Annotated in this window: 21 protein-coding genes; 9 read left to right on the top strand and 12 right to left on the bottom strand. The window is 62.6% G+C overall.

Annotation, left to right across the window (positions count from 1 at the left end):
* Positions 1-175: 175 nt before the first annotated feature.
* From ptsP to Q0908_RS09800, 5 genes are all read right to left on the bottom strand, one after another.
* A complete protein-coding gene (ptsP, locus tag Q0908_RS09780) occupies positions 176-2,416 on the bottom strand; it encodes a phosphoenolpyruvate--protein phosphotransferase (protein ID WP_299283459.1) in 2,241 nt (746 codons plus the stop codon).
* Between the two features lie 152 nt (positions 2,417-2,568).
* On the bottom strand, positions 2,569-3,807 hold the full coding sequence (locus tag Q0908_RS09785; protein ID WP_299283630.1) for an aspartate kinase: 1,239 nt from the start codon (positions 3,805-3,807) through the stop codon (positions 2,569-2,571).
* A gap of 221 nt (positions 3,808-4,028) precedes the next feature.
* Positions 4,029-4,670: an SDR family NAD(P)-dependent oxidoreductase gene (locus tag Q0908_RS09790; RefSeq protein ID WP_299283461.1), complete on the bottom strand. Its 642-nt coding sequence runs from the start codon at positions 4,668-4,670 to the stop codon at positions 4,029-4,031.
* Positions 4,671-4,674: 4 nt separating this feature from the next.
* A complete protein-coding gene (locus tag Q0908_RS09795) occupies positions 4,675-5,130 on the bottom strand; it encodes a DUF1178 family protein (RefSeq protein WP_299283463.1) in 456 nt (151 codons plus the stop codon).
* A gap of 46 nt (positions 5,131-5,176) precedes the next feature.
* Positions 5,177-5,641, bottom strand: coding sequence for an NUDIX hydrolase (locus Q0908_RS09800; RefSeq protein WP_299283465.1), 465 nt, complete (start codon positions 5,639-5,641; stop codon positions 5,177-5,179).
* 180 nt (positions 5,642-5,821) lie between these two features.
* Here Q0908_RS09800 and modA point away from each other — a divergent pair, with 180 nt between their 5' ends.
* The 3 genes from modA to modC are packed head-to-tail and all read left to right on the top strand — an operon-like array spanning position 5,822 to position 8,333.
* Positions 5,822-6,547 (top strand): molybdate ABC transporter substrate-binding protein, encoded by a 726-nt coding sequence (gene modA, locus Q0908_RS09805; RefSeq protein ID WP_299283467.1) that lies wholly within the window; start codon positions 5,822-5,824, stop codon positions 6,545-6,547.
* Positions 6,544-7,236, top strand: a complete 693-nt coding sequence (modB, locus tag Q0908_RS09810) for a molybdate ABC transporter permease subunit (protein WP_299283469.1) — start codon at positions 6,544-6,546, stop codon at positions 7,234-7,236. Before modA ends, modB begins: the two co-directional genes overlap by 4 nt.
* Positions 7,233-8,333 carry a molybdenum ABC transporter ATP-binding protein gene (gene modC, locus Q0908_RS09815; RefSeq protein ID WP_299283471.1) on the top strand — a complete coding sequence of 367 codons (1,101 nt, stop codon included), beginning with the start codon at positions 7,233-7,235 and terminating at the stop codon, positions 8,331-8,333. Before modB ends, modC begins: the two co-directional genes overlap by 4 nt.
* On the opposite strand, the gene Q0908_RS09820 is transcribed toward modC, so the two are convergent.
* Positions 8,305-9,063: an EcsC family protein gene (locus tag Q0908_RS09820; RefSeq protein ID WP_299283473.1), complete on the bottom strand. Its 759-nt coding sequence runs from the start codon at positions 9,061-9,063 to the stop codon at positions 8,305-8,307. The two genes, modC and Q0908_RS09820, sit on opposite strands and share 29 nt — an antisense overlap.
* A gap of 31 nt (positions 9,064-9,094) precedes the next feature.
* Positions 9,095-9,580 (bottom strand): N-acetyltransferase, encoded by a 486-nt coding sequence (locus Q0908_RS09825; RefSeq protein ID WP_299283475.1) that lies wholly within the window; start codon positions 9,578-9,580, stop codon positions 9,095-9,097.
* Between the two features lie 100 nt (positions 9,581-9,680).
* On the opposite strand from Q0908_RS09825, the gene Q0908_RS09830 reads away from it, so the two are divergent.
* The 3 genes from Q0908_RS09830 to Q0908_RS09840 all read left to right on the top strand — a co-directional run bounded on the left by Q0908_RS09830 (position 9,681) and on the right by Q0908_RS09840 (position 11,206).
* Entirely contained in the window at positions 9,681-10,286 is a 606-nt protein-coding gene (locus tag Q0908_RS09830) for a flavin reductase family protein (protein ID WP_299283477.1), read from the top strand.
* The gene (locus tag Q0908_RS09835; protein ID WP_299283479.1) at positions 10,279-10,917 is read left to right on the top strand and encodes a CatB-related O-acetyltransferase; all 639 of its coding nucleotides are present in this window, start codon (positions 10,279-10,281) and stop codon (positions 10,915-10,917) included. Before Q0908_RS09830 ends, Q0908_RS09835 begins: the two co-directional genes overlap by 8 nt.
* A gap of 100 nt (positions 10,918-11,017) precedes the next feature.
* Positions 11,018-11,206, top strand: a complete 189-nt coding sequence (locus Q0908_RS09840; protein WP_299283481.1) for a hypothetical protein — start codon at positions 11,018-11,020, stop codon at positions 11,204-11,206.
* A 47-nt stretch (positions 11,207-11,253) separates the two neighbouring features.
* On the opposite strand, the gene Q0908_RS09845 is transcribed toward Q0908_RS09840, so the two are convergent.
* Positions 11,254-12,792 carry a SulP family inorganic anion transporter gene (locus tag Q0908_RS09845; RefSeq protein WP_299283632.1) on the bottom strand — a complete coding sequence of 513 codons (1,539 nt, stop codon included), beginning with the start codon at positions 12,790-12,792 and terminating at the stop codon, positions 11,254-11,256.
* Positions 12,793-13,153: 361 nt separating this feature from the next.
* Between Q0908_RS09845 and Q0908_RS09850 the strand changes: the two genes are divergently transcribed.
* Genes Q0908_RS09850 through Q0908_RS09860 form a run of 3 tightly spaced genes read left to right on the top strand, consistent with a single transcriptional unit; the run spans position 13,154 to position 15,228 of the window.
* Complete coding sequence (locus tag Q0908_RS09850) at positions 13,154-14,035, top strand: S-methyl-5'-thioadenosine phosphorylase (protein WP_299283483.1); 882 nt, start codon at positions 13,154-13,156, stop codon at positions 14,033-14,035.
* Positions 14,036-14,062: 27 nt separating this feature from the next.
* A complete protein-coding gene (locus tag Q0908_RS09855) occupies positions 14,063-14,698 on the top strand; it encodes a LysE family translocator (protein ID WP_299283485.1) in 636 nt (211 codons plus the stop codon).
* Positions 14,695-15,228, top strand: a complete 534-nt coding sequence (locus Q0908_RS09860; protein WP_299283487.1) for an adenine phosphoribosyltransferase — start codon at positions 14,695-14,697, stop codon at positions 15,226-15,228. Before Q0908_RS09855 ends, Q0908_RS09860 begins: the two co-directional genes overlap by 4 nt.
* Here the strand turns inward: Q0908_RS09860 and Q0908_RS09865 are convergent.
* The 4 genes from Q0908_RS09865 to Q0908_RS09880 form a co-directional block, all read right to left on the bottom strand.
* Positions 15,225-16,640, bottom strand: a complete 1,416-nt coding sequence (locus Q0908_RS09865; protein ID WP_299283489.1) for an FAD-binding oxidoreductase — start codon at positions 16,638-16,640, stop codon at positions 15,225-15,227. The two genes, Q0908_RS09860 and Q0908_RS09865, sit on opposite strands and share 4 nt — an antisense overlap.
* 70 nt (positions 16,641-16,710) lie before the next feature.
* Complete coding sequence (locus Q0908_RS09870; protein ID WP_299283491.1) at positions 16,711-17,541, bottom strand: MBL fold metallo-hydrolase; 831 nt, start codon at positions 17,539-17,541, stop codon at positions 16,711-16,713.
* A 51-nt stretch (positions 17,542-17,592) separates the two neighbouring features.
* Positions 17,593-18,177 (bottom strand): GNAT family protein, encoded by a 585-nt coding sequence (locus Q0908_RS09875; RefSeq protein ID WP_299283493.1) that lies wholly within the window; start codon positions 18,175-18,177, stop codon positions 17,593-17,595.
* Positions 18,177-19,439, bottom strand: coding sequence for a pitrilysin family protein (locus Q0908_RS09880; protein WP_299283495.1), 1,263 nt, complete (start codon positions 19,437-19,439; stop codon positions 18,177-18,179). Before Q0908_RS09880 ends, Q0908_RS09875 begins: the two co-directional genes overlap by 1 nt.
* Positions 19,440-19,454 lie beyond the last annotated feature (15 nt).

A 19,454-nucleotide genomic window follows, 5' to 3' on the forward strand; every position in this document is an offset into this window, starting at 1 on the left:
AGCGGCTCGTTCTGTTGAAGATAGACGAAAACATCCTCTCAAATTTGACGAGTGCTGCAGTGGATAAGCTGCATGGTCGTAGAATGACCACTCCAAACCTCACCCATGCACCTACTGACGCGGCGCATCATCTGCACCGTGAAGCGCCTTCATTTGACTTGGGTTTAAAGCGGTTTCAGCCCTGTTGACGCAGATATTCCATGATCGCCGGGCGCACGTTCATATCGCCCCTATGACGCGCATCAGCGATCACTTTGCGCACATCCTCAAGGTTCGAACGTCTGAGAAGCGACTTGACCGGCCCAATCGAGGCCGGACGCATCGACAGGCTGCGCAGTCCGATAGCTGCAAGGCACAGCGCCTCAACCGGGCGACCCGCATCCTCACCACAAAAACTCAGCGGCGTGTCTGTCTGTCCGCAGCGCTCCACAATCCGCTCGATGAAGGACAGGAACGAGACATTCAGCGTGTCGTAGCGCCGCCGCACCCGCTCGTTCTCGCGGTCGGCGGCAAAGAAGAACTGCTTGAGGTCATTGCCCCCGATGGACAGAAACCCGACCTCCTCAAAGAATTTGGTGGGCGCAAAAGCGAGGCTGGGGGTTTCCAACATCGCGCCCACAGAAATCCGTTCGGGCAAGACCTGACCTAGGCGCCGCTCGCGCGCCATCGCCTTGTCCATCTCGGCCTTCGCTTGGGTGTATTCCTCGTATTGGGCGACGAACGGGAACATCACCGTCAGCGGACGTCCATTGGCAGCCCGGATCAACGCCTGCAACTGCATCCGCAACACGCCCGGCTTATCAAGGCCCACGCGGATCGCGCGCCAGCCCAAAGCCGGGTTCGGCTCATCATTGGGCTTCATGTACGGCAGCACCTTGTCCGACCCGATATCAAGTGTGCGAAACACCACCGGCTTGCCCCCCGCCGCATCCAGAACGCGCGAATAAAGCGCGCTCAACTCGGACCGGCGCGGCATCTGATTGCGGACCAGAAACTGCAATTCGGTGCGAAACAGGCCAACCCCTTCGGCCCCCGACCCCTCAAGCGAGGGCAAATCGGCCATCAACCCGGCATTCATCGTCAGGCTGACAAACGACCCGCACAGCGTCGCCGCCGATTTGTCCCGGATCGAGGCATAGCGTTCCACCGCAGCCGCCTGCATCGCCATCTTGTCGCGAAAGGCGGTCACAACCGTGTCGTCGGGGCGCAAATGCACAATCCCCTGCTCGCCATCGACCATGACGTGATCGCCATTGAGCGCCTCAAGCGTGGCCCGTTCGGTGTGCACGATCAGCGGAATGGCCAGCGCGCGGGCCACGATGGCCGCATGACTGCCGACAGATCCGGCCTCAAGGATGATCCCCTTCAGCGAGCGGCCATAGTCCAACAACTCAGCCGGACCGATATTGCGCGCCACAAGGATGGGATCGACGGGCATATCAGCCCCGGTATCCGATCCCTGCCCGGTCAGGATGCGCAGCAGCCGGTTGGACAGGTCGTCCAGATCCGCCAGCCGCTCGCGCAGATAGCTGTCATTGGCCTGCCCCATGCGGGCGCGGGCGAGCGATTGTTCCTTTTCCACCGCCGCCTCGGCGCTCAGACCGTTGGATATATCCTCCTCCATCCGCCGCATCCAGCCTTTGGAGTTGGCGAACATCCGGTATGCCTCGAGCACCTGGGCCTGTTCCTTGTCGACCGCCGCCAGAGCCAGCATTTTGTCCACGCCCACGCGCAATTCCTCGACTGCTTCGGTCAGCCGCTCAAACTCGCGGTGGGGGTCATCAGCGATGGGGTTGGTGACGACGACGCGGGGCTCGTGCAGCCAGATATGGCCTTCTGCCACCCCTTCTTGCGCGACCGTGCCGCGCAGCATCGAGGGTTGCGAATGGCGCGCGCCCATGGCGCTGCCCTCGCCGACAAAAGCGCCCAGTTCAGTCATCTCGGCCAGCACCATGGCGACCACTTCCAGCGCATAGATTTCATCGGCGGAAAATTCACGCGCCTCTTTGGACTGCACGACCAGCACGCCCATTGCGTCCCCCAGACGCTGAACCGGCACGCCCAGAAAGCTCGAAAACACCTCTTCGCCGGTTTCGGGCATATAGCGAAAGCCGCTGGCTTGCGGCGCATTGGCGGTGTTGATGATCTGGCGGCGTTGGGCGACGCGGCCCACCAGCCCTTCGCCAAGGCGCATCCGGGTCTGGTGGACAGCATTCGGGTTCAACCCTTCGGTCGCACAGAGTTCCAGTGTTTCCTCGTCGCGAAACAGGTAGATCGAACAGACCTCGGTGCCGATGCTGTCGGCAATCAGATGTGTGATCTTGTCGAGCCGCGCCTGACCGGGATCGTCCCCCGCCATCGCATCGCGCAACCGACCAAGCAGCTTTCGGCTTTCTGATTCAATGCGTTCGGGCATTGCCGCGCGTCTCCCACACCTTGTGCAACGCCAGCTTAGATCACAGGACTCCGCAAAGCGAAATAACAAAGCGCAGGGCGCGCCAGCAATATTCCACCTAAGCGCGAATTATAGACGCGGCGGCGAAACCCCACCCAAACCAAAGCGTATGGTCAGGCGGCTTTGTCCAGCTCGAACGCATCGTGGAGCGCCTGCACGGCCAATTCGGTGTACTTGCGGTCGATCAACACACTGATCTTGATCTCGGATGTGGTGATGACCTTGATGTTGATGCCCTCGGCACTCAGGCACTGGAACATCTTGGCGGCAACCCCGGTGTGACTGCGCATCCCGATACCCACAACACTGACCTTGGCCACGTCACGATCCGCCACCAGTTCGGCAAAGTTGATCACGCCCCCGTCCTTGGCCTCGGCCATGGCGGCTTCGGCACGCGTCACCTGATCAGTAGGGCAGGAAAAGGTCATGTCGGTGCGCCCCTCTTCCGAGATGTTCTGGACGATCATGTCCACATTCACCCCCGCCTCGCTGAGCGCGGTAAAGATCGTGGCCGCGATGCCGGGGCGGTCCGCCACGCTCAGCAAGGTCATTTTCGCCTCGTCGCGGGAAAAGGCCACACCGGCCACTGCATTGCTTTCCATGATATCCTCCTCGTCGCAGACCAACGTGCCAGCGTCGTCCGATTGTTCTTCAAAACTGCTGAGCACGCGCAGGCGCACCTTGTAGCGCATCGCCAATTCAACCGACCGGGTCTGGAGGACCTTGGCCCCAAGCGAGGCCAGCTCCAGCATCTCTTCGAACGAGATCTTGTCGAGCTTGCGCGCCTTGGCGCTGACGCGCGGGTCGGTGGTGTAGACACCATCCACATCCGTATAGATATCGCAGCGCTCGGCCTTGAATGCGGCGGCAAAGGCCACGGCGGTGGTGTCCGAGCCGCCCCGCCCCAACGTGGTGATCCGACCCTCGGGGCTCACCCCCTGGAAGCCCGCCACCACAGCGACGCGCATGCCCTCACCGAACTTGGCGTTGATCTTCTCGGGCGGAATGTCTTCGATACGGGCACTGGAATGCGCGGATGTCGTCAGCACCGGTACCTGCCAGCCTTGCCACGACCGCGCGGGCACATCCATTTCCTGCAAGGTCAGCGCCATCAGGCCCGCGGTCACATTCTCGCCGCTGGACACGACAGCATCATATTCGCGCGCATCAAACATGGGCGAGGTCTCATTCACCCAACCGACCAGCTCATTGGTCTTGCCCGACATCGCCGAGACGATGACGATCACGTCATAGCCCTTGGCCACTTCGACACCCACACGCTTGGCCGCGCGGCGGATCCGGTCCAAAGTGGCCACGGATGTGCCACCAAATTTCATCACGAGAACAGGCATCACAGCGCCCCAAATTACGTCGGCCTGCCCATATCTGCCCACCTGTCCAAGTGCAAGCGGCAGGGGCATTCTTCTCTGTCTTCGTGCTGCAATCCACCGCCTGGCAAATGGCTGTACCTCAAAAACCGGAGGGAGGGGTCAAAGCCGTCTGAAAAGGCGGCTATGACATAAATCGTGTCGCGCGGCAGCGCGTCCATTCCACAGATGCCGCAACAGCGCGCTCAGTAGGGGTGCGCCCGCCCATCCCACGTCTCAAAACACCCCGAGGTGTCGTGCGACAACGCGTCGAAACGGGCGACCAATCCGGCCACGGACTGATCCACGGTGATCGCGGCGCTCTCGCCGCCCATATCCGTCTGGACCCAACCGGGATGATAGATGCCAACCGCAATCTCGCCCACAAGCTCAGACGCCAGATTGCGCCCGACATTCAAAACCGCCGCCTTTGATGCGCGGTAAATATAGCTGCCACCCGGCGCGTGGGTGTGCGAGGCCATCTGCGACGAGATGATCGCGATTTTCGACGCCTTGGCCGCGCGTAGATGTGGCAACAACGCCTGTACGGTCAAAAACACGCCCGTCACATTGGCCGCAAAACTCTGCGCCCAAAGATCAGGCGCATAGCCCGTCTCAAGATCGTCGCCCTTATCGAGAAAGACCCCGGCATTACAGACCAACAGGTCAACCGCCTGCCCCTCAAGATGGGACGCCATGGCGGTGTGATCTGCAGGTTGAGTGACGTCCAGCGTCACATCCGCCCCTGCCGAGCGGCCTGTAGCCACAACGGAATGGCCCTGCGCGCGATAGGCCGCAGCCAGACCCGCGCCGATGCCGCGCGTGGCCCCGGTGATGACGATGTTCATGATCTCAGTTCGCCTTGCGTGTGGGTAAAAACGGAAGTGGCGCGACAGGGACACCGTCCTCGATCAGGGCCTTGGCCTCTTTGGCATTCGCCTCGCCCCAAATCGGGCGGTCAGGCGTGTCCCCCAAATACATGTCGCGCGCCTCTTTGGCAAAGTTGCCGCCCACATAGGTCGCGTTTTTCTCGACCGCGTCGCGCATCCGGGCCAAGGCGGTCTCAGCCTTGCTGATAGGGGCGTTCAGCGGACCCGGCACAGGGGCCTCATCGGCCGCAGCCGTGGTTTCGATTTTGGAACGAGCGGTCGCCACCCGAGGGGCCATGATGGATTTGGACACCTCACCTGAGCCGCACGCGACACATGCCACATGCCCGGCTGCGCGCAGCGTGTCATAGGCTTCGCTTGAGGCGAACCAGCTTTCGAACACGTGGCCGTCGCCGCATTTCAGGGAATATTTGATCATGACATGTATAACATAAGGCCACAGGCCCCGCGCGCAATAGCGCCCGTCAAAGCGTGCGGCGCGGATCGAAATCGCGCAGGATCCGCGACAGTTCCGGTTCGTCCACCAATTCGGCCGCCTTTTTGCGGCTGACCCACTTGCGTGTGCGCTCGCCCGCCTCGGGGAAAATCGTGGCCAGCGACTTCACCTTCACCGCATAGACCATGGCCACGCAGGGCAGATCCTCACCGTCGTCATCCATCGTCTTGGTATAGGAATAAAGGCCCATGGGGCGCGGATCGGCCCGACCGATCACACCCGCTTCTTCCCATGCTTCCTGCACCGCGCTGTCGGCGGGGGTCTTGCCATCCATCGGCCAGCCCTTTGGGATGATCCAACGGCGCGTTCCGCGCGATGTCACCAGAAGAAACTGAACCTTGTCGTTCTTGATCCGGTAGCACATGGCTGCAAATTGTGTCCGCACATCAGCTTTGTGCGAGTTTCCAAAGCGCAGCGGAAGTTGTTTTATCATCGGGGCGGTCACTGCCCGAACCTCCTGTTTATTGCGGGCAACATACCTAAGACGTGCGCCAAATACCAGATTCCAACTAACAATTTCCTAAAATTGCCCAAACCGGGCGTACGTTGCCCGGCCAAAGGGGCACGCATTTCCACTTGAGCCGCCCTGCCCCATGTCCAATAGTCGGTCCAGATGAAAACTCTTCGATGGATCAAAGGCTTGGCGCTGTCCGCCTGTCTCGCATGGCCTGCGCAGGCGGCGGATCTGCGCATTTTTGCAGCGGCCAGCCTGCAAGGTCCGCTGGATCTGATCACGAAAGAGTGGTCGCAGGATGTGGCGGTCAGCTATGGCGGCAGTGGCACACTCGCGCGTCAGATCAGCCTTGGCGCGCCGGCGGATGCGGTGATTTTGGCAAACGCGCAATGGTCCGACTGGCTGGTGGATCAGGGGCATGTCGCAGGCCCCGCACGGCCCTTCCTGAGCAATCAGCTGGTGCTTGTTGGCCCGAACGGTGCCGCGCCGCTGCCGGACCCGGATGCAGACACATTGATGGCCCGACTTGGCAGCGGGCGCATGGCGATGGGCCAGCATATGTCGGTCCCTGCGGGTATTTACGCCCAAGCCTGGCTAGAGCATATCAATGTGTGGACCGTGCTGCGTCCCCATCTTGCTGAGACCGAAAATGTGCGGGCCGCGCTCGCCCTTGTGGCGCGCGGCGAGGTATCACTGGGCATCGTCTATGCCTCGGACGCGGCCGCCAGTGATGGGGTCGATGTCGTTTACACGATCCCCTCGGACACCCACCCGCCGATCCAGTATCCCGCACTGGCCATCACCTCCGCCGGGGCCGCGTTTCTCGATCACCTTGCCACCCGCACCGACCTCTTTGTCGCGGCCGGTTTCAAGGCCCTGCCATGAGCGTGGATCCGGCAGGTTGGGACGCGCTGCGCCTGTCGCTGCTGGTGGGTGTGGTTGCCACATTGATCGCCCTGCCGCTGGCGATCTGGGTTGCATGGCTGCTGGCGCGGCGCGACTTCTGGGGCAAGGGCGCGCTGAATGCCGCCGTGCATCTGCCACTGGTCCTGCCACCCGTCGTCACCGGCTACCTGCTGCTCATCGCTTTCGGGCGCACCGGCCCGGCGGGACGGTTCCTTGAAAGCACCTTTGGCCTTGTCTTGGCCTTTCGCTGGACGGGCGCGGTGCTGGCCGCCGTCGTCATGGGCTTTCCCTTGATGGTGCGCGCCATCCGCCTCGCCATCGAGGCCGTGGACCCAAAAATCGAAGACGCCGCCCGCACCCTCGGCGCGCCGGGCCACGCGGTCTTTCGCACTGTCACGTTGCCGCTGATCCTGCCGGGCATTCTGGCGGGCGGGGTCATGGGATTTGCCAAAGCCATCGGAGAGTTCGGCGCTACCATCACCTTTGTCGCCAACATCCCCGGCGAAACACAGACCCTGCCCTCGGCCATCTATGCACTGTTGCAGGTGCCGGGCGGTGAGGATGCCGCGATCACGCTGGTGCTGTGGGCCTGTGCGCTGGCGTTTGGGGCCGTCGCGCTGTCCGAGTGGCTCGCGCGCCGCGTTGCCAAACGGATTGCGGGCACATGAGCCTCGCGGTTGCTCTGACCCACCGCGCAGGCACCTTCGCGCTGGACGTCGCGTTCGAGGCCGGACCAGGGGTCACGGCCCTGTTCGGGCGGTCCGGCGCGGGCAAGACCACCATCGTGAATGCGGTGGCCGGATTGCTGCGCCCCGATCAGGCACAGATCACGCTGAACGGACGGGTGTTCAACGATGCAAAGACGTTTGTGCCGCCCCACAAACGGCGCATCGGCTATGTGTTTCAGGACGCGCGGCTTTTCCCGCATCTGAGCGTGGCGCAAAACCTCGACTACGCGGCCCGGTTCGGCGCAAAGGCCAATGCGCGTGCGCAGATCATCGATATGCTGGGCATCGGGGCGCTGCTGACCCGCGGCCCCGCGACCCTTTCGGGGGGTGAAAAACAGCGGGTGGCCCTGGGGCGCGCCTTGCTCAGCGATCCCGAAGTGCTGCTGATGGACGAACCACTTGCCGCGCTGGATGGGGCGCGCAAGGCGGAAATCCTGCCCTATCTCGACCGGCTGAAACGCGACAGCGGCGTGCCGGTCCTCTATGTCAGTCACGCTGTGGACGAGGTCGCGCGGCTGGCGGATCACATGGTGCTGCTGGCCGATGGCAAGGTGGCGCGCGCAGGCCCGTTGTTCGACGTCATGGCGGACCCTGCGACGGTGCCTTTGATCGGGGTGCGCGAGGCAGGTGCCGTACTGCGCGCAACCGTGCGGGAGCACGGAAAGGACGGGATCAGCACCTTGGCTGTGGCAGGCGGAACGCTGTCCCTGATGGGGGTGGATGCACCCGTCGGGGCCGTGGTGCGGTTGCACGTCTTGGCGCAGGACGTGCTGTTATCGCTCGACCGACCAACGGGCCTCAGCGCGCAAAACATCCTGCCGGTGACGATCACCGCGATCCGCACCGGCGACGGGCCGGGCGCGGCCATTGCGCTGGATGCCAGCGGCGACACATTGCTGGCGCGTGTGACAGCGCGGGCGGTTACAGGGATGGGGCTGGCCGAGGGTCAGCAGCTCTTTGCGATCCTCAAGGCCACTTCTGTCGCGCAAAACGCGATCTCGGGCGGGGTTACCTCAGCGCCAACACCTGCGCCTTGAGGCGTTCAAGCACGGCCTCCTGCTCCATATCCGCATCAATGGCCAAACGGCGCAGCCCGAAATGCACATGCGCCATGTCCGTGTAATAGCTGGTATAGGCGTAGTTGACCGCCGCCCCTGCCACAGCGCCCAGAACGGGCACGGTCTGCGCTGCGAGTTTCTGGCCCATGACCACCGCCAAACGCGGGGCCACGCGGGCCACAATCGCCTGCACCGCCGCGCCGCTCAGCGCAACACGGGCCGACAGAAACGCGAGGTCGGCCCCATCGTCGTGATCCAAAGGTCCGGCGGCGGCAAAGACCTGCACACAATCAAAGCGGACGGATTCGGCGGCGGCATCAAACCCATGCTCGACCGCGACGCCCTCGATCACCCGCAGCAGCAGCGTGGTGGTGACAGGCAATTCGGCCAGCGCCGTGGGCAAGCCGCCAAAACCACCCGCCGCCCCCATGGCCGTGCTGACAGCGGTATTGAGCCATTCGGCCTGATCGGGCACCACCTTGCGTGACCCGCTGGCGGCGTTCATCGCCTGGGTCAGGGCCGCTTGCGTCGCACCGTTCAATTGGTCCCGCACAGGCGCGGGCAGGCGATCCAGCAAGCCGTCGGCGCGGGTGCCAAGGGTGTTGAGCAACTGGATGCCCAAGCCCCCCGCGCCTTTGTATCGGCGGGCCAGCCGCTCAAGTTCGGTGTCCATATCGAGGGGCAATGGGGCAAGAATGATCTCTGTCATGCCTTACAAAATGGGGGCGCGGTGGGCAGTGTCAATGCGCGCGGGCCACCTGACCCCGCACCCCCTCCCATGCGCGGGCCTGCAAGGCACGGCCCAGAACACGGGCCGGATTGGTCGGGGGCGGCATGATCACATCGCTCAGTTGGGCAAAACCGAACCGGCCGTAATAGGGCGCATCGCCCACCAGCATGACCCGTGCCCAGCCCTCTGCCACGGCCACCCCAAGCGAGGTTTCGATCAACTGCCCGCCAAGCCCCTCCCCTTGCCTCGTGGGGTGGACAGCCACAGGACCAAGCAGCAGCGCAATGTCCGGACCAACCGAGACCGGCCAATACCGGATCGCCCCCGCCAGAATGCCATCACCGTCACGCGCCACATGGCTGAGGCCCGCAACCGGGGGAACCTCATCGCGGAGTCGATAGGAAGACAACGCCTCGCGGCCCGGCGCAAAGCACAGATCATAAAGCGCCTCGACCTCCCACCAATCATCCGGGGTCTCTTGGGTCAGATGGTACATGGGCGCGGGCGTTTGGTCTTTTCGAGGGGATCAGGGCTGGTTCCCGCCCTAGCATGGCGGTAACCCTTGCGCAAACGCGCGGACATATAGGAGGGTTTCGATGTTCTACCGCCCCGCTGACGGCCACGGCCTGCCCCACAATCCGTTCAACGCCATCGTCACCCCCCGCCCGATCGGGTGGATTTCGACGCGCGGCGCAGACGGATCGGACAACCTTGCCCCCTATTCGTTTTTCAACGGGGTCGCATACGTGCCGCCGCAGGTCATGTTCGCCTCGACCGGTGCCAAGCCCGACCGCGACAACACCAAGGACTCCGTCGCTAATATCCGCGAGACGGGCGTGTTCTGCGCCAATATCGTGGAATACGCGATGAAGGATGCGATGAACCAGACCTCGGGACCGTGGGAGGCGACAACGGACGAGTTCACCCTCGCCGATATCCAGAAATCGGAATGCGACCAGATCAATTGCGCTCGAGTCGGGGCCGCGCCAGCCTCGCTGGAATGCAAGGTCACCCAGATCGTGAAGATCGAGGGTGCGCATAATGTCGTCGTATTTGGCGAAGTGGTCGGGGTGCATCTGCGCGACGATTGCCTTGTCGATGGCATTTTCGACGTGTTGCAATACAATCCACTGACGCGTTTGGGATACCGCGACTATTCTGTGGTGCGCGACAAGTTCAGCCTCGCCCGCCCCGGTGAGTGACGGCTTTCCCGATCCGGGCCGTGCCTATCCGATCACGCTGCCGGATGGGTCAGAACATGCAGGCACGGTGTTTCTCAATCAGGTGATCGACCACTCCGCATGGGCGGTTGGGGACTTCACCTATGCCTCGGATTTTCATCCGCCTGACGATTGGGCCACGCACTTGGCCCCTTACCTGTTCGGGATGGGACCGGAGCGGCTGATCATCGGCAAGTTCTGCCAGATCGCTCACGGGGTCCGGTTTCTGACCTCTGGGGCCAATCATGCGACGGACGGGATCACCACGTTCCCGTTCCCGGCCTTTGATCCCGCTCAGATCGGCAGCTATCAACCCGACAGCCGCGATACCGTGCTAGGCCATGACGTATGGCTCGGCTATGGCGCGCTGGTCTGTCCGGGCGCGCGCATCGGCAACGGGGTGATCGTGGGCGCGGGGGCGGTGGTGCGCGGGCACGTGCCGGACTATGCGATAGTGACCGGTAATCCGGGCACCGTCACCACCATGCGCTTTGACCCGGACGATATCGCAACGCTCAATCGCCTTGCATGGTGGGATTGGCCGGCAAAGCGGATCGCCGCTGCGCGCCCGGCCCTTTTGGCCGGCGATGTGACGGCCCTGATGTCGTGCTGAGCAGGCCCGCGCCCATTGTCGAACGGGGCTCGGAAATGCTTGGCCCGCGTTGATCGGCGGTATAGCGTGCAGGTGCAACCGTAATCGAGGAGTGAGACCCATGCGTAAATTTTTGACCATCACAGCCGTGATCACGACCACAGGGCTGGCTGCTTGCGGCGACAGCAGCAATCTTGAGCGGGCCGCAATCGGTGGCGCAATCGGCTGTGCTGCTGGCGAAGTCATCGCCAACGGGCGCTGCGTCGAAGGCGCGGTTGTCGGGGCCGGGGTCGGCGTTCTGACCAACTGATCAACACATTGCGCGGGGCCAGACATCCTGGCCCCACGCACGGGCGGTCAGTGCCCGCCCAAGATACCCGTGCGCACACCATAATCCGTCGCAATTTCATAGTCGGGGTCGTCGTCACTGTCGACAATCAGGTGGCCCGCCTTGGTCAGCAAGCGGTGGCAATCACGGGTGAGGTGACGCAGTTGGATGCGTTTGCCCGAATCCTCATATTTCAGCGCAATCGCCTCGATGGCCTGCAGTGCGGATTGATCCACCACCCGGCTGTCGGCAAAGTCCACGATCACTTCGGACGGATCATTGTCGACATCAAACATCTCGACAAAACCCGAGGCTGAGCCAAAGAAGAGCGGCCCCTGCACTTGATAAACGCGCGCCCCTTCGGGGGTTTCATAAGCCTTGGCGTGAATGCGCCGCGCGTTGTTCCACGCATAGGCCAGCGCGCTTACGATCACGCCGACAACCACGGCCACGGCAAGGTCTTCGATCACCGTCACGACTGTCACGAGGATGATGACGAAGGCGTCCGTCAGCGGCACTTTGCGCAGGATTTTCAGCGAGTTCCACGCGAACGTCCCGATCACCACCATGAACATCACACCAACAAGAGCGGCCAGCGGAATCAGCTCGATCACGCTGGAGCCGACAAGGATAAAGGCCAGCAAGAACAGCGCCGCCGCCACACCCGCGATACGCGTCCGCCCGCCGGATTTCACGTTGATCATCGACTGCCCGATCATGGCGCAGCCGCCCATGCCCCCAAAAAACCCGGTGGCGGTGTTGGCCACACCTTGGGCGATGCATTCCTGAGAGGCCCCGCCGCGCTGGTTGGTCAGGTCCCCGACAAGGTTCAGCGTCAGCAGGCTTTCGATCAGCCCGATGGCGGCCAGAATGATGGCGTAGGGCAGGATGATCTCGAAGGTTTCCCAGTTGAGCGGAACCATCGGAATGTGGAACGCAGGCAACCCGCCTTCGATGCTGGCAAGGTCGCCCACGCGCGGTACGTCGAGCCCAAAACCAATCACGATCGCAGCCACGATCCCGATGCCCGCAAGGGGGGCGGGAATGGCGCGGGTGATGCGCGGCGCGGCCCAGATGATCAGCATCGTCAGGCCCACAAGGCCCAGCATCATCGCCAGCGGTGTGCCGGTTAGCCAATCGCCCCCTGCCATGCCATGTCCCGATGCCTCGGCCGTGCCCGGCACCTTGAATTGGGTCAGCTGCGCCAAAAAGATAACGATCGCAAGGCCGTTCACAAAGCCCAGCATAACCGGATGCGGCACGAGGCGGATAAACTTGCCCCACTGCATCACACCCGCAAATATCTGGAGCAGCCCCATCAGAACGACGGTCGCAAACAGGTACTCAACCCCGTGCTGCGCCACGAGGGCCACCATCACGACTGCAAGCGCCCCCGTCGCCCCCGAAATCATCCCCGGACGGCCCCCGAACAGCGCCGTGATTAGCCCCACCAGGAACGCCGCATAAAGCCCGACCAGCGGATGCACACCTGCGACAAAGGCAAAGGCCACAGCCTCGGGCACAAGCGCGAGCGCCACAGTCAGACCCGACAGCAATTCGGTCTTCATCTGGCCGGGCGTCAGCTTCACATCCCCCGGTGCCACCGAGAAATCGCCAAAGCGGGTCTTGGTACTCATGTTCGAGAAATCGAAAAACGCCATGCAAGGCTCCGTCTGCTCGGGTGTGGTTGGTTGTGCGCCCTCTAACGGATCAACCGGGCAATGACCATGGGGGCGTGCGCAGCACAGGCAAATCGCACCACACCTGCGCTCGCCATGCCAGATTAAGGTTAACAACTCACCAAACTGTGCACAGATGGGGCCCGCGTTGCGCAAACCCCGCCCCACCCGCGCGGTGGGGGTGTACAGCGAGGGCGCGCTTTGTGTACCCGTGTCAGGCGCAATTCACAGACACCAAGACGAGGCCCATATGACCCAGACCAAGATTGCCGTGATCGGCGGCTCAGGCATCTACGAAATCGACGGGCTGCAGGACGGCGAGTGGATCAGTGTCGACACGCCGTGGGGTGCACCATCGGATCAGATCCTGACCGGCACATTGGCGGGGGTGCCGATGGCGTTCCTGCCCCGGCATGGGCGCGGCCATGTGCATTCGCCCACCTCGGTGCCCTACCGCGCCAATATCGACGCGCTCAAGCGGATCGGGGTGACGGATGTGATCTCCGTCTCGGCCTGCGGCAGCTTTCGCGAAGAAATGGCACCGGGTGATTTTGTCATTGTGGATCAGTTCATCGACCGGACCTTTGCGCGGGAAAAGTCGTTCTTTGGAACCGGGTGCGTCGCCCATGTGAGCGTGGCCCATCCCACCTGCGCGCGCCTGTCTGAAGCGTGTCTGAAAGCGGCACAGGATGCGGGCATCACCGTACATGACGGCGGCACCTACCTGGCGATGGAAGGGCCGCAGTTTTCGACGCTGGCGGAATCCAAGATGTACCGAGAAAGCTGGGGCGCGGACGTCATCGGCATGACAAACATGCCCGAAGCCAAACTCGCCCGAGAGGCCGAGCTGTGTTATGCCTCGGTCGCGATGATCACGGACTATGACAGCTGGCACCCGGATCATGGTGAGGTGGATGTTAGCCAGATCATCGAGACCCTGATGGGCAATGCTGACAAGGCCCGCAACCTCGTCACCCGCCTGCCGGATCTGCTGGGCCCGGTCCGCGCCCCCTGCCCGCATGGCTGCGACCGCGCACTGGAATACGCGATCATCACCCAAGCCCACGCCCGCGACCCCGAGATGGTCGCCAAGCTGGACGCGGTTGCCGGTCGTGTGCTCAACTCGGCCTAACGCGTCGCTCACAAGGATTCCCCGCACATGCCTCTTGATATCTGGCTGGCCTTTGCCGCCGCCTCAACCGCCTTGCTGGTCATTCCCGGCCCTACGATCATGATGGTGCTGAGTTATGCGCTGACCCAAGGACGACGGGTCGCCGTTGCCTCGGCGCTTGGGGTCGCAACAGGAGACCTCATTGCAATGACCCTGTCGGTGATCGGGCTTGGTGCGTTGTTTCTGGCCTCGGCCCTCGCCTTCACGATCCTGAAATGGGTGGGCGCGGCCTATCTGGTCTATCTCGGGGTCAAGATGCTGCGCAGTGCGGGCCGGATCGACACGCCCTCAACTTTGATGGACAAACCGGCCGGTCAAAGCGCGGGCAAAGTGTTTCGTGACCTCACCACGGTGACGGCGCTCAATCCCAAATCCAACACGTTCTTCATCGCTTTCGTGCCGCAGTTTATCCAAGCCGATCAAGCATTTGCACCTCAGGCGGCCATCCTGATCGCGACCTTTGTGACCATTGCCGCGCTCAACGCACTGGTCTTTGCGCTGGCCGCCAACGCGATGCGCGCCCGCATCACCCGGCCCACCGTGCAGGCATGGCTGACCCGCGCGGGCGGAGCCACGCTGGTGGGCATGGGCGTTCTCACAGCGACCTTGCGGAGAGCGACATGAAAAAGACCGTTCAGGACTATATCCGCACCATTCCCGACTTTCCGCATGAGGGGATCATGTTTCGCGATGTGACCACTCTGTTTGCCGATCCGCGCGGGTTTCGCATGGCGATTGACCAGATGTTGCACCCCTATGCGGGGCTTCAAATCGACAAGGTCGTGGGGCTTGAGGCGCGCGGGTTCATCCTCGGCGGGGCGATTGCGCATCAACTGTCCGTCGGTTTTGTGCCAATCCGCAAGAAGGGCAAGCTGCCCGGTGCCACGATCGAGCAATCCTATACGCTGGAATATGGCGAAGCGATTGTGGAACTGCACGATGATGCCATCAAAGCAGGCGAAAAGATCCTGCTGGTCGATGATCTGCTGGCCACCGGCGGCACCGCCGAGGCGGGGATCAAGCTGGTCGAGCGGTTGGGGGGCGAGATTATTTCCTGCGCCTTTGTGATCGACCTGCCCGACCTGGGCGGGCGCACACGGCTTGAGGCGATGGGGATGGAAGTGCAGGCGCTCTGCGCCTTTGACGGCGACTAACGCGCGCGCAGCACGGCACCGGGGTTCATGATCCCAAGCGGGTCCAATGCCCCTTTGATCGCACGCATCGCAGCCAGCTTGGCCGGATCGCCGTAGCGTTCAAGGTCGCCAACTTTCAGCCGCCCGACCCCGTGTTCGGCACTGACCGAGCCATCCATTTCATGCACAAGATCATGCACGATCCGCTTGATCTCATCGCGTACGTTGACGTAATCGGCCCGGTTTTTGCCAGGCATGGGAAAGACGTTGTAGTGCAGGTTGCCGTCGCCCACATGGCCAAAGCAGTTGATGCGGAACTGGCCCAAGGCCGCGATCCGCTTACCCCCTTCGGCGATGAAATCGGCGAGCGCGCCCAAAGGCACTGAGATATCGTGCGAACTGACGGACCCGATGCGCCGATTGGCCTCGGGGATACTTTCACGGATCGTCCAAAAATCATCCCGCTGCGTCTCGTTCAGCGCGATCATCCCGTCCGAGACCAGCCCCTGTTCAACCGCAGATTCAAACAGCTTTTCGAGCGCCTCTTGCGGGACGTATCCGCCGGACATCCCCACTTCGACCAGCACACACCACTCCGGCGTCTCGGCCCATGGGTTTCGCACTTGCGGCAAGGTTTCGGCCAGAAAATCAAAGCCTTGGCGATGGATCAACTCGAACGCGCTGACGTTTTCGCCCACATGATCACGCGCCAGGGCCAGCAATGATAACGCAGCGGCGGGCGATCCGACCTGAAACAACGCCGTGCCGATATGCGCGGGGCGAGCAAACAGTTTGAGCGACGCCGCCGTGATCACACCCAACGTCCCCTCCGCACCGATCAGCAAATGGCGCAGATCATAGCCGGTGTTGTCTTTGCGCAATCGGCTGAGGCCGTGATAAATCTCTCCCGAGGGCAGAACCGCCTCGATCCCCAGACACAGATCGCGGGCATTGCCATAGCGCAGCACGCCAGTGCCGCCCGCATTCGTCGCCAGATTGCCGCCAATACGGGCAGACCCTTCGGCGGCGAGGGACAGAGGAAACAGGCGGTCGACGTCTTCAGCGGCGGTCTGCACGTCGGCCAGAATGGCGCCCGCCTCGGCCACCAGCACGTTTTCCTCCGGGTAAACGGCACGGATGGCGGACATCTTTTCCAGCGACAGGATCAGCGGTGTGGGACCTTCGGGGGCGACCTGGCCACCCACCAGCCCTGTGCCACCGCCATAGGGAATGACGGGAACGCGCGCCTCGGCAGCGGCGCGGACCAATGCGGCGACTTCACTTGAGTCGCGCGGGCGCGCGACCAGCCCGGCTTGACCTTCATAGCGGCCACGCGGTTCTGCCAAATGCTGCGCGTCCGCCTGCGAAAACCGATCCGCGGGCAGTGTTGCACGCAGTTTTTCGGCCACGTCAGGTGTCAGAGAATTCAGCATATTGGCCCTCGAAAGCTACGCTTTGGCATGTCGCATGAAAGATGCAGATGCAGCAATGGACAAACCGGCCCTAATCGTCCGCCGCGACAGAGAGCCACGCCGGGCGCAGCACCATGACCGTGGGGCGCGATGGCAGGCGATCCAAGGACACATCCAGCGCCGGGCCGCCGACCTCCACCACCGCGAAATCGTCCCGCATCCCCGCAATGAAGGTGTCCAGCGTGCTTTGGGCAAACCAGTGCATCGGAATAACGATAGAGGACTTCAACCGCCCCAAAATGCGGATCATCGTGGGCAAATCAACCGTCGTGCCGCCATCTACAGCCGCCATCACAACATCCAGACGGCCAATGGCCGCGTATTGTTCGGCATTGGGCTCATGGTGCAAATGGCCCAGATGGCCGATGCACAGCCCCGCAACCTCGAAGATAAAGATGGAGTTGCCGTTCTCCTCGACCCCCGACCATTGTGAGCGGATATCGGTCGAGACGTTGCGCACCAGCACCTCACCCAGATCAAGGCGGTGGTCGATGCCTTGCCCGAACTCCCCCCACCCTTCCAGCACGTGCGGGATTGCGGGGTCGGGAAAGGCCGTCCAATGGGTGTCGTGGGCGTGGTTCATCATGACCACATCCGGGATCATCGGCGCGGATCCGGTGAAACCTGTGAAATCGGTGACCATGTTCAGCCCGCCGTTTGTGCGAAGCAGAAACGAGGCATGCGCAATGTAATGCAGCCGCACCGTTTCGGGGGCCACGTCGACGTCATAACTGGCGCGGCGCAGGAATTGAGCGCCGTCAATATCCGCCGCCAGCGCAATGCAATGGCTTGGCGTTCGGGTTTGCGACAGGGCGGCTATCGGCGCGACACACAAAAGGACAAGGAATACGATCAAACGCATGAGTCAAACCTAGAACGGTGCGCGCATTTGACAAAGCTCAAATGCAGGCTCTCAGCCCGCGTCGGTGCGCCCACGCCGATCCATGCGCAAAGCTGCATAAAGAACATGCGTTCGCCAACGTCCGTCGATCTGAAGATAGCTTTGCGCGACGCCCTCGTATTTGAACCCGCAGCTTTCCAGCAATCCGCGCGAGGCCACGTTTTCGGGCAGGCATGCTGCCTCCACGCGGCTGAGGTCAAGGCGGGTGAACGCATAGTGCACCACCGACAGGATCGCCTCTTTCATATAGCCTTGGCGGGCGTATTGCGCGCCCGTCCAATAGCCCAAGGTGCCCGCCTGCGCAGGGCCGCGCCGGATGTTGTCGAGCGTAATCGCCCCCATCAGTTCTCCGTCCGTCCGGCGAAACATGAACAGCGGAAGCGCCGTGCCCGACGTGACCGAGCGTTGCGCCCAATAGACCCGATTGGTGAATGCCTTGCGCGTCAGGTGATCCTGCGCCCAACCGGGTTCCCACGGGGTCAGGTGATCCTGGCTGGCGCTGCGCAGTGCGGCCCAGGGTCGGAAATCGGAATGGGTCGGCGGGCGCAACGTCATGCGCTCCGTCTCGATCCGCAATTTCCGTTTGGCAAGCAACATCAGGCGGCGCGGCGCTCCTGCAAGGTGCTCAAGGTCGGGGCCTGATCGACAGGGCCATAAAGCGCCATGGCCATCGGCGCGGCACCCGCCATCTGTTCGGCAAAGCCGCGTACGTCGCCCAAAGAGACCGCATCAATCTGTGCTACGGTTTCTTCCAGCCCCGGCACCCGGTCCCAAATCTGCACCAGTCGCGCCAGCCGCTCGGCCCGGTTCGAGGGGCTTTCAAGACCCATCAACAACCCGGCTTTCATCTGCACACGGGCGCGTTCGACTTCGGCGGCGGTCAGATCGCCCGCCGCGCGCTTCATCTCGTCAATAGTGATCGTGGCCAGATCCGCGATTTGATCCGCCGACGTGCCAGCGTAAATCGTGGTCATGCCAGTGTCGGCATAGGCACCCGCCTGCGCAAAGATCGTGTAACACAGCCCGCGATTTTCGCGGATTTCCTGAAACAGCCGGCTCGACATGCCACCGCCCAAGGCGCTTGCGTAAATCTGCGCGGTATAGATGTCGTCGTCCCGGTAGCCCGGCGATTCAAAGGCCAGCGCGAAATGGGCCTGCTCCAGCGTCTTGCTCTGGCGCACTTCGCCCCCCGAGAACCGGGCGTTGTCGGCGACCAGCACGGGGCGCGGTTTGAGATGGCCAAACAGCTCTTCGGCGAGCCGCACGACGGCGTCGTGGTCAACGGCCCCTGCAGCCGACAGGATCATCTGCTCGGGACCATAATGCTGACCGATAAAGCGCGACAGGTCTTCGCGCCCAAAGGCCGACACACGCTCGGACGGGCCAAGGATGGTGCGCCCGAGGGGCTGCTCGGGATAGGCGCGTTCCTGCAACCAGTCAAAGATCACATCATCCGGCGTGTCCAGCGCCTGCCCGATCTCTTGCAGGATCACCCCGCGCTCTGTCTCGATCTCGGCCTGATCAAAGGTCGGGTTCAGCAGGATGTCCGAAATCACATCCATCGCGAGCGGCACGTCGTTCTCCAACACACGTGCGTAGTAGGCCGTCACCTCGCGGCTGGTATAGGCGTTGATATAGCCACCCACATCCTCGATCGCCTCGGCAATCTGGAGCGCGCTGCGCCGATCCGTGCCCTTGAACGCCATGTGCTCGAGGAAATGGGCAATGCCGTTCTGCTCGGGCGCTTCGTGGCGCGCCCCTGCGCCCACCCACACCCCGACAGAGGCCGAGGCAAGCCCCGGCATATCCTCGGTGACGATGCGAAATCCGTTGGAAAGGCGATGTGTGCGTGTGGTCAAATCAGTCTCACAAAT

Origin of the sequence: uncultured Tateyamaria sp., assembly GCF_947494755.1 — a bacterium.
Lineage (GTDB): Bacteria > Pseudomonadota > Alphaproteobacteria > Rhodobacterales > Rhodobacteraceae > Tateyamaria.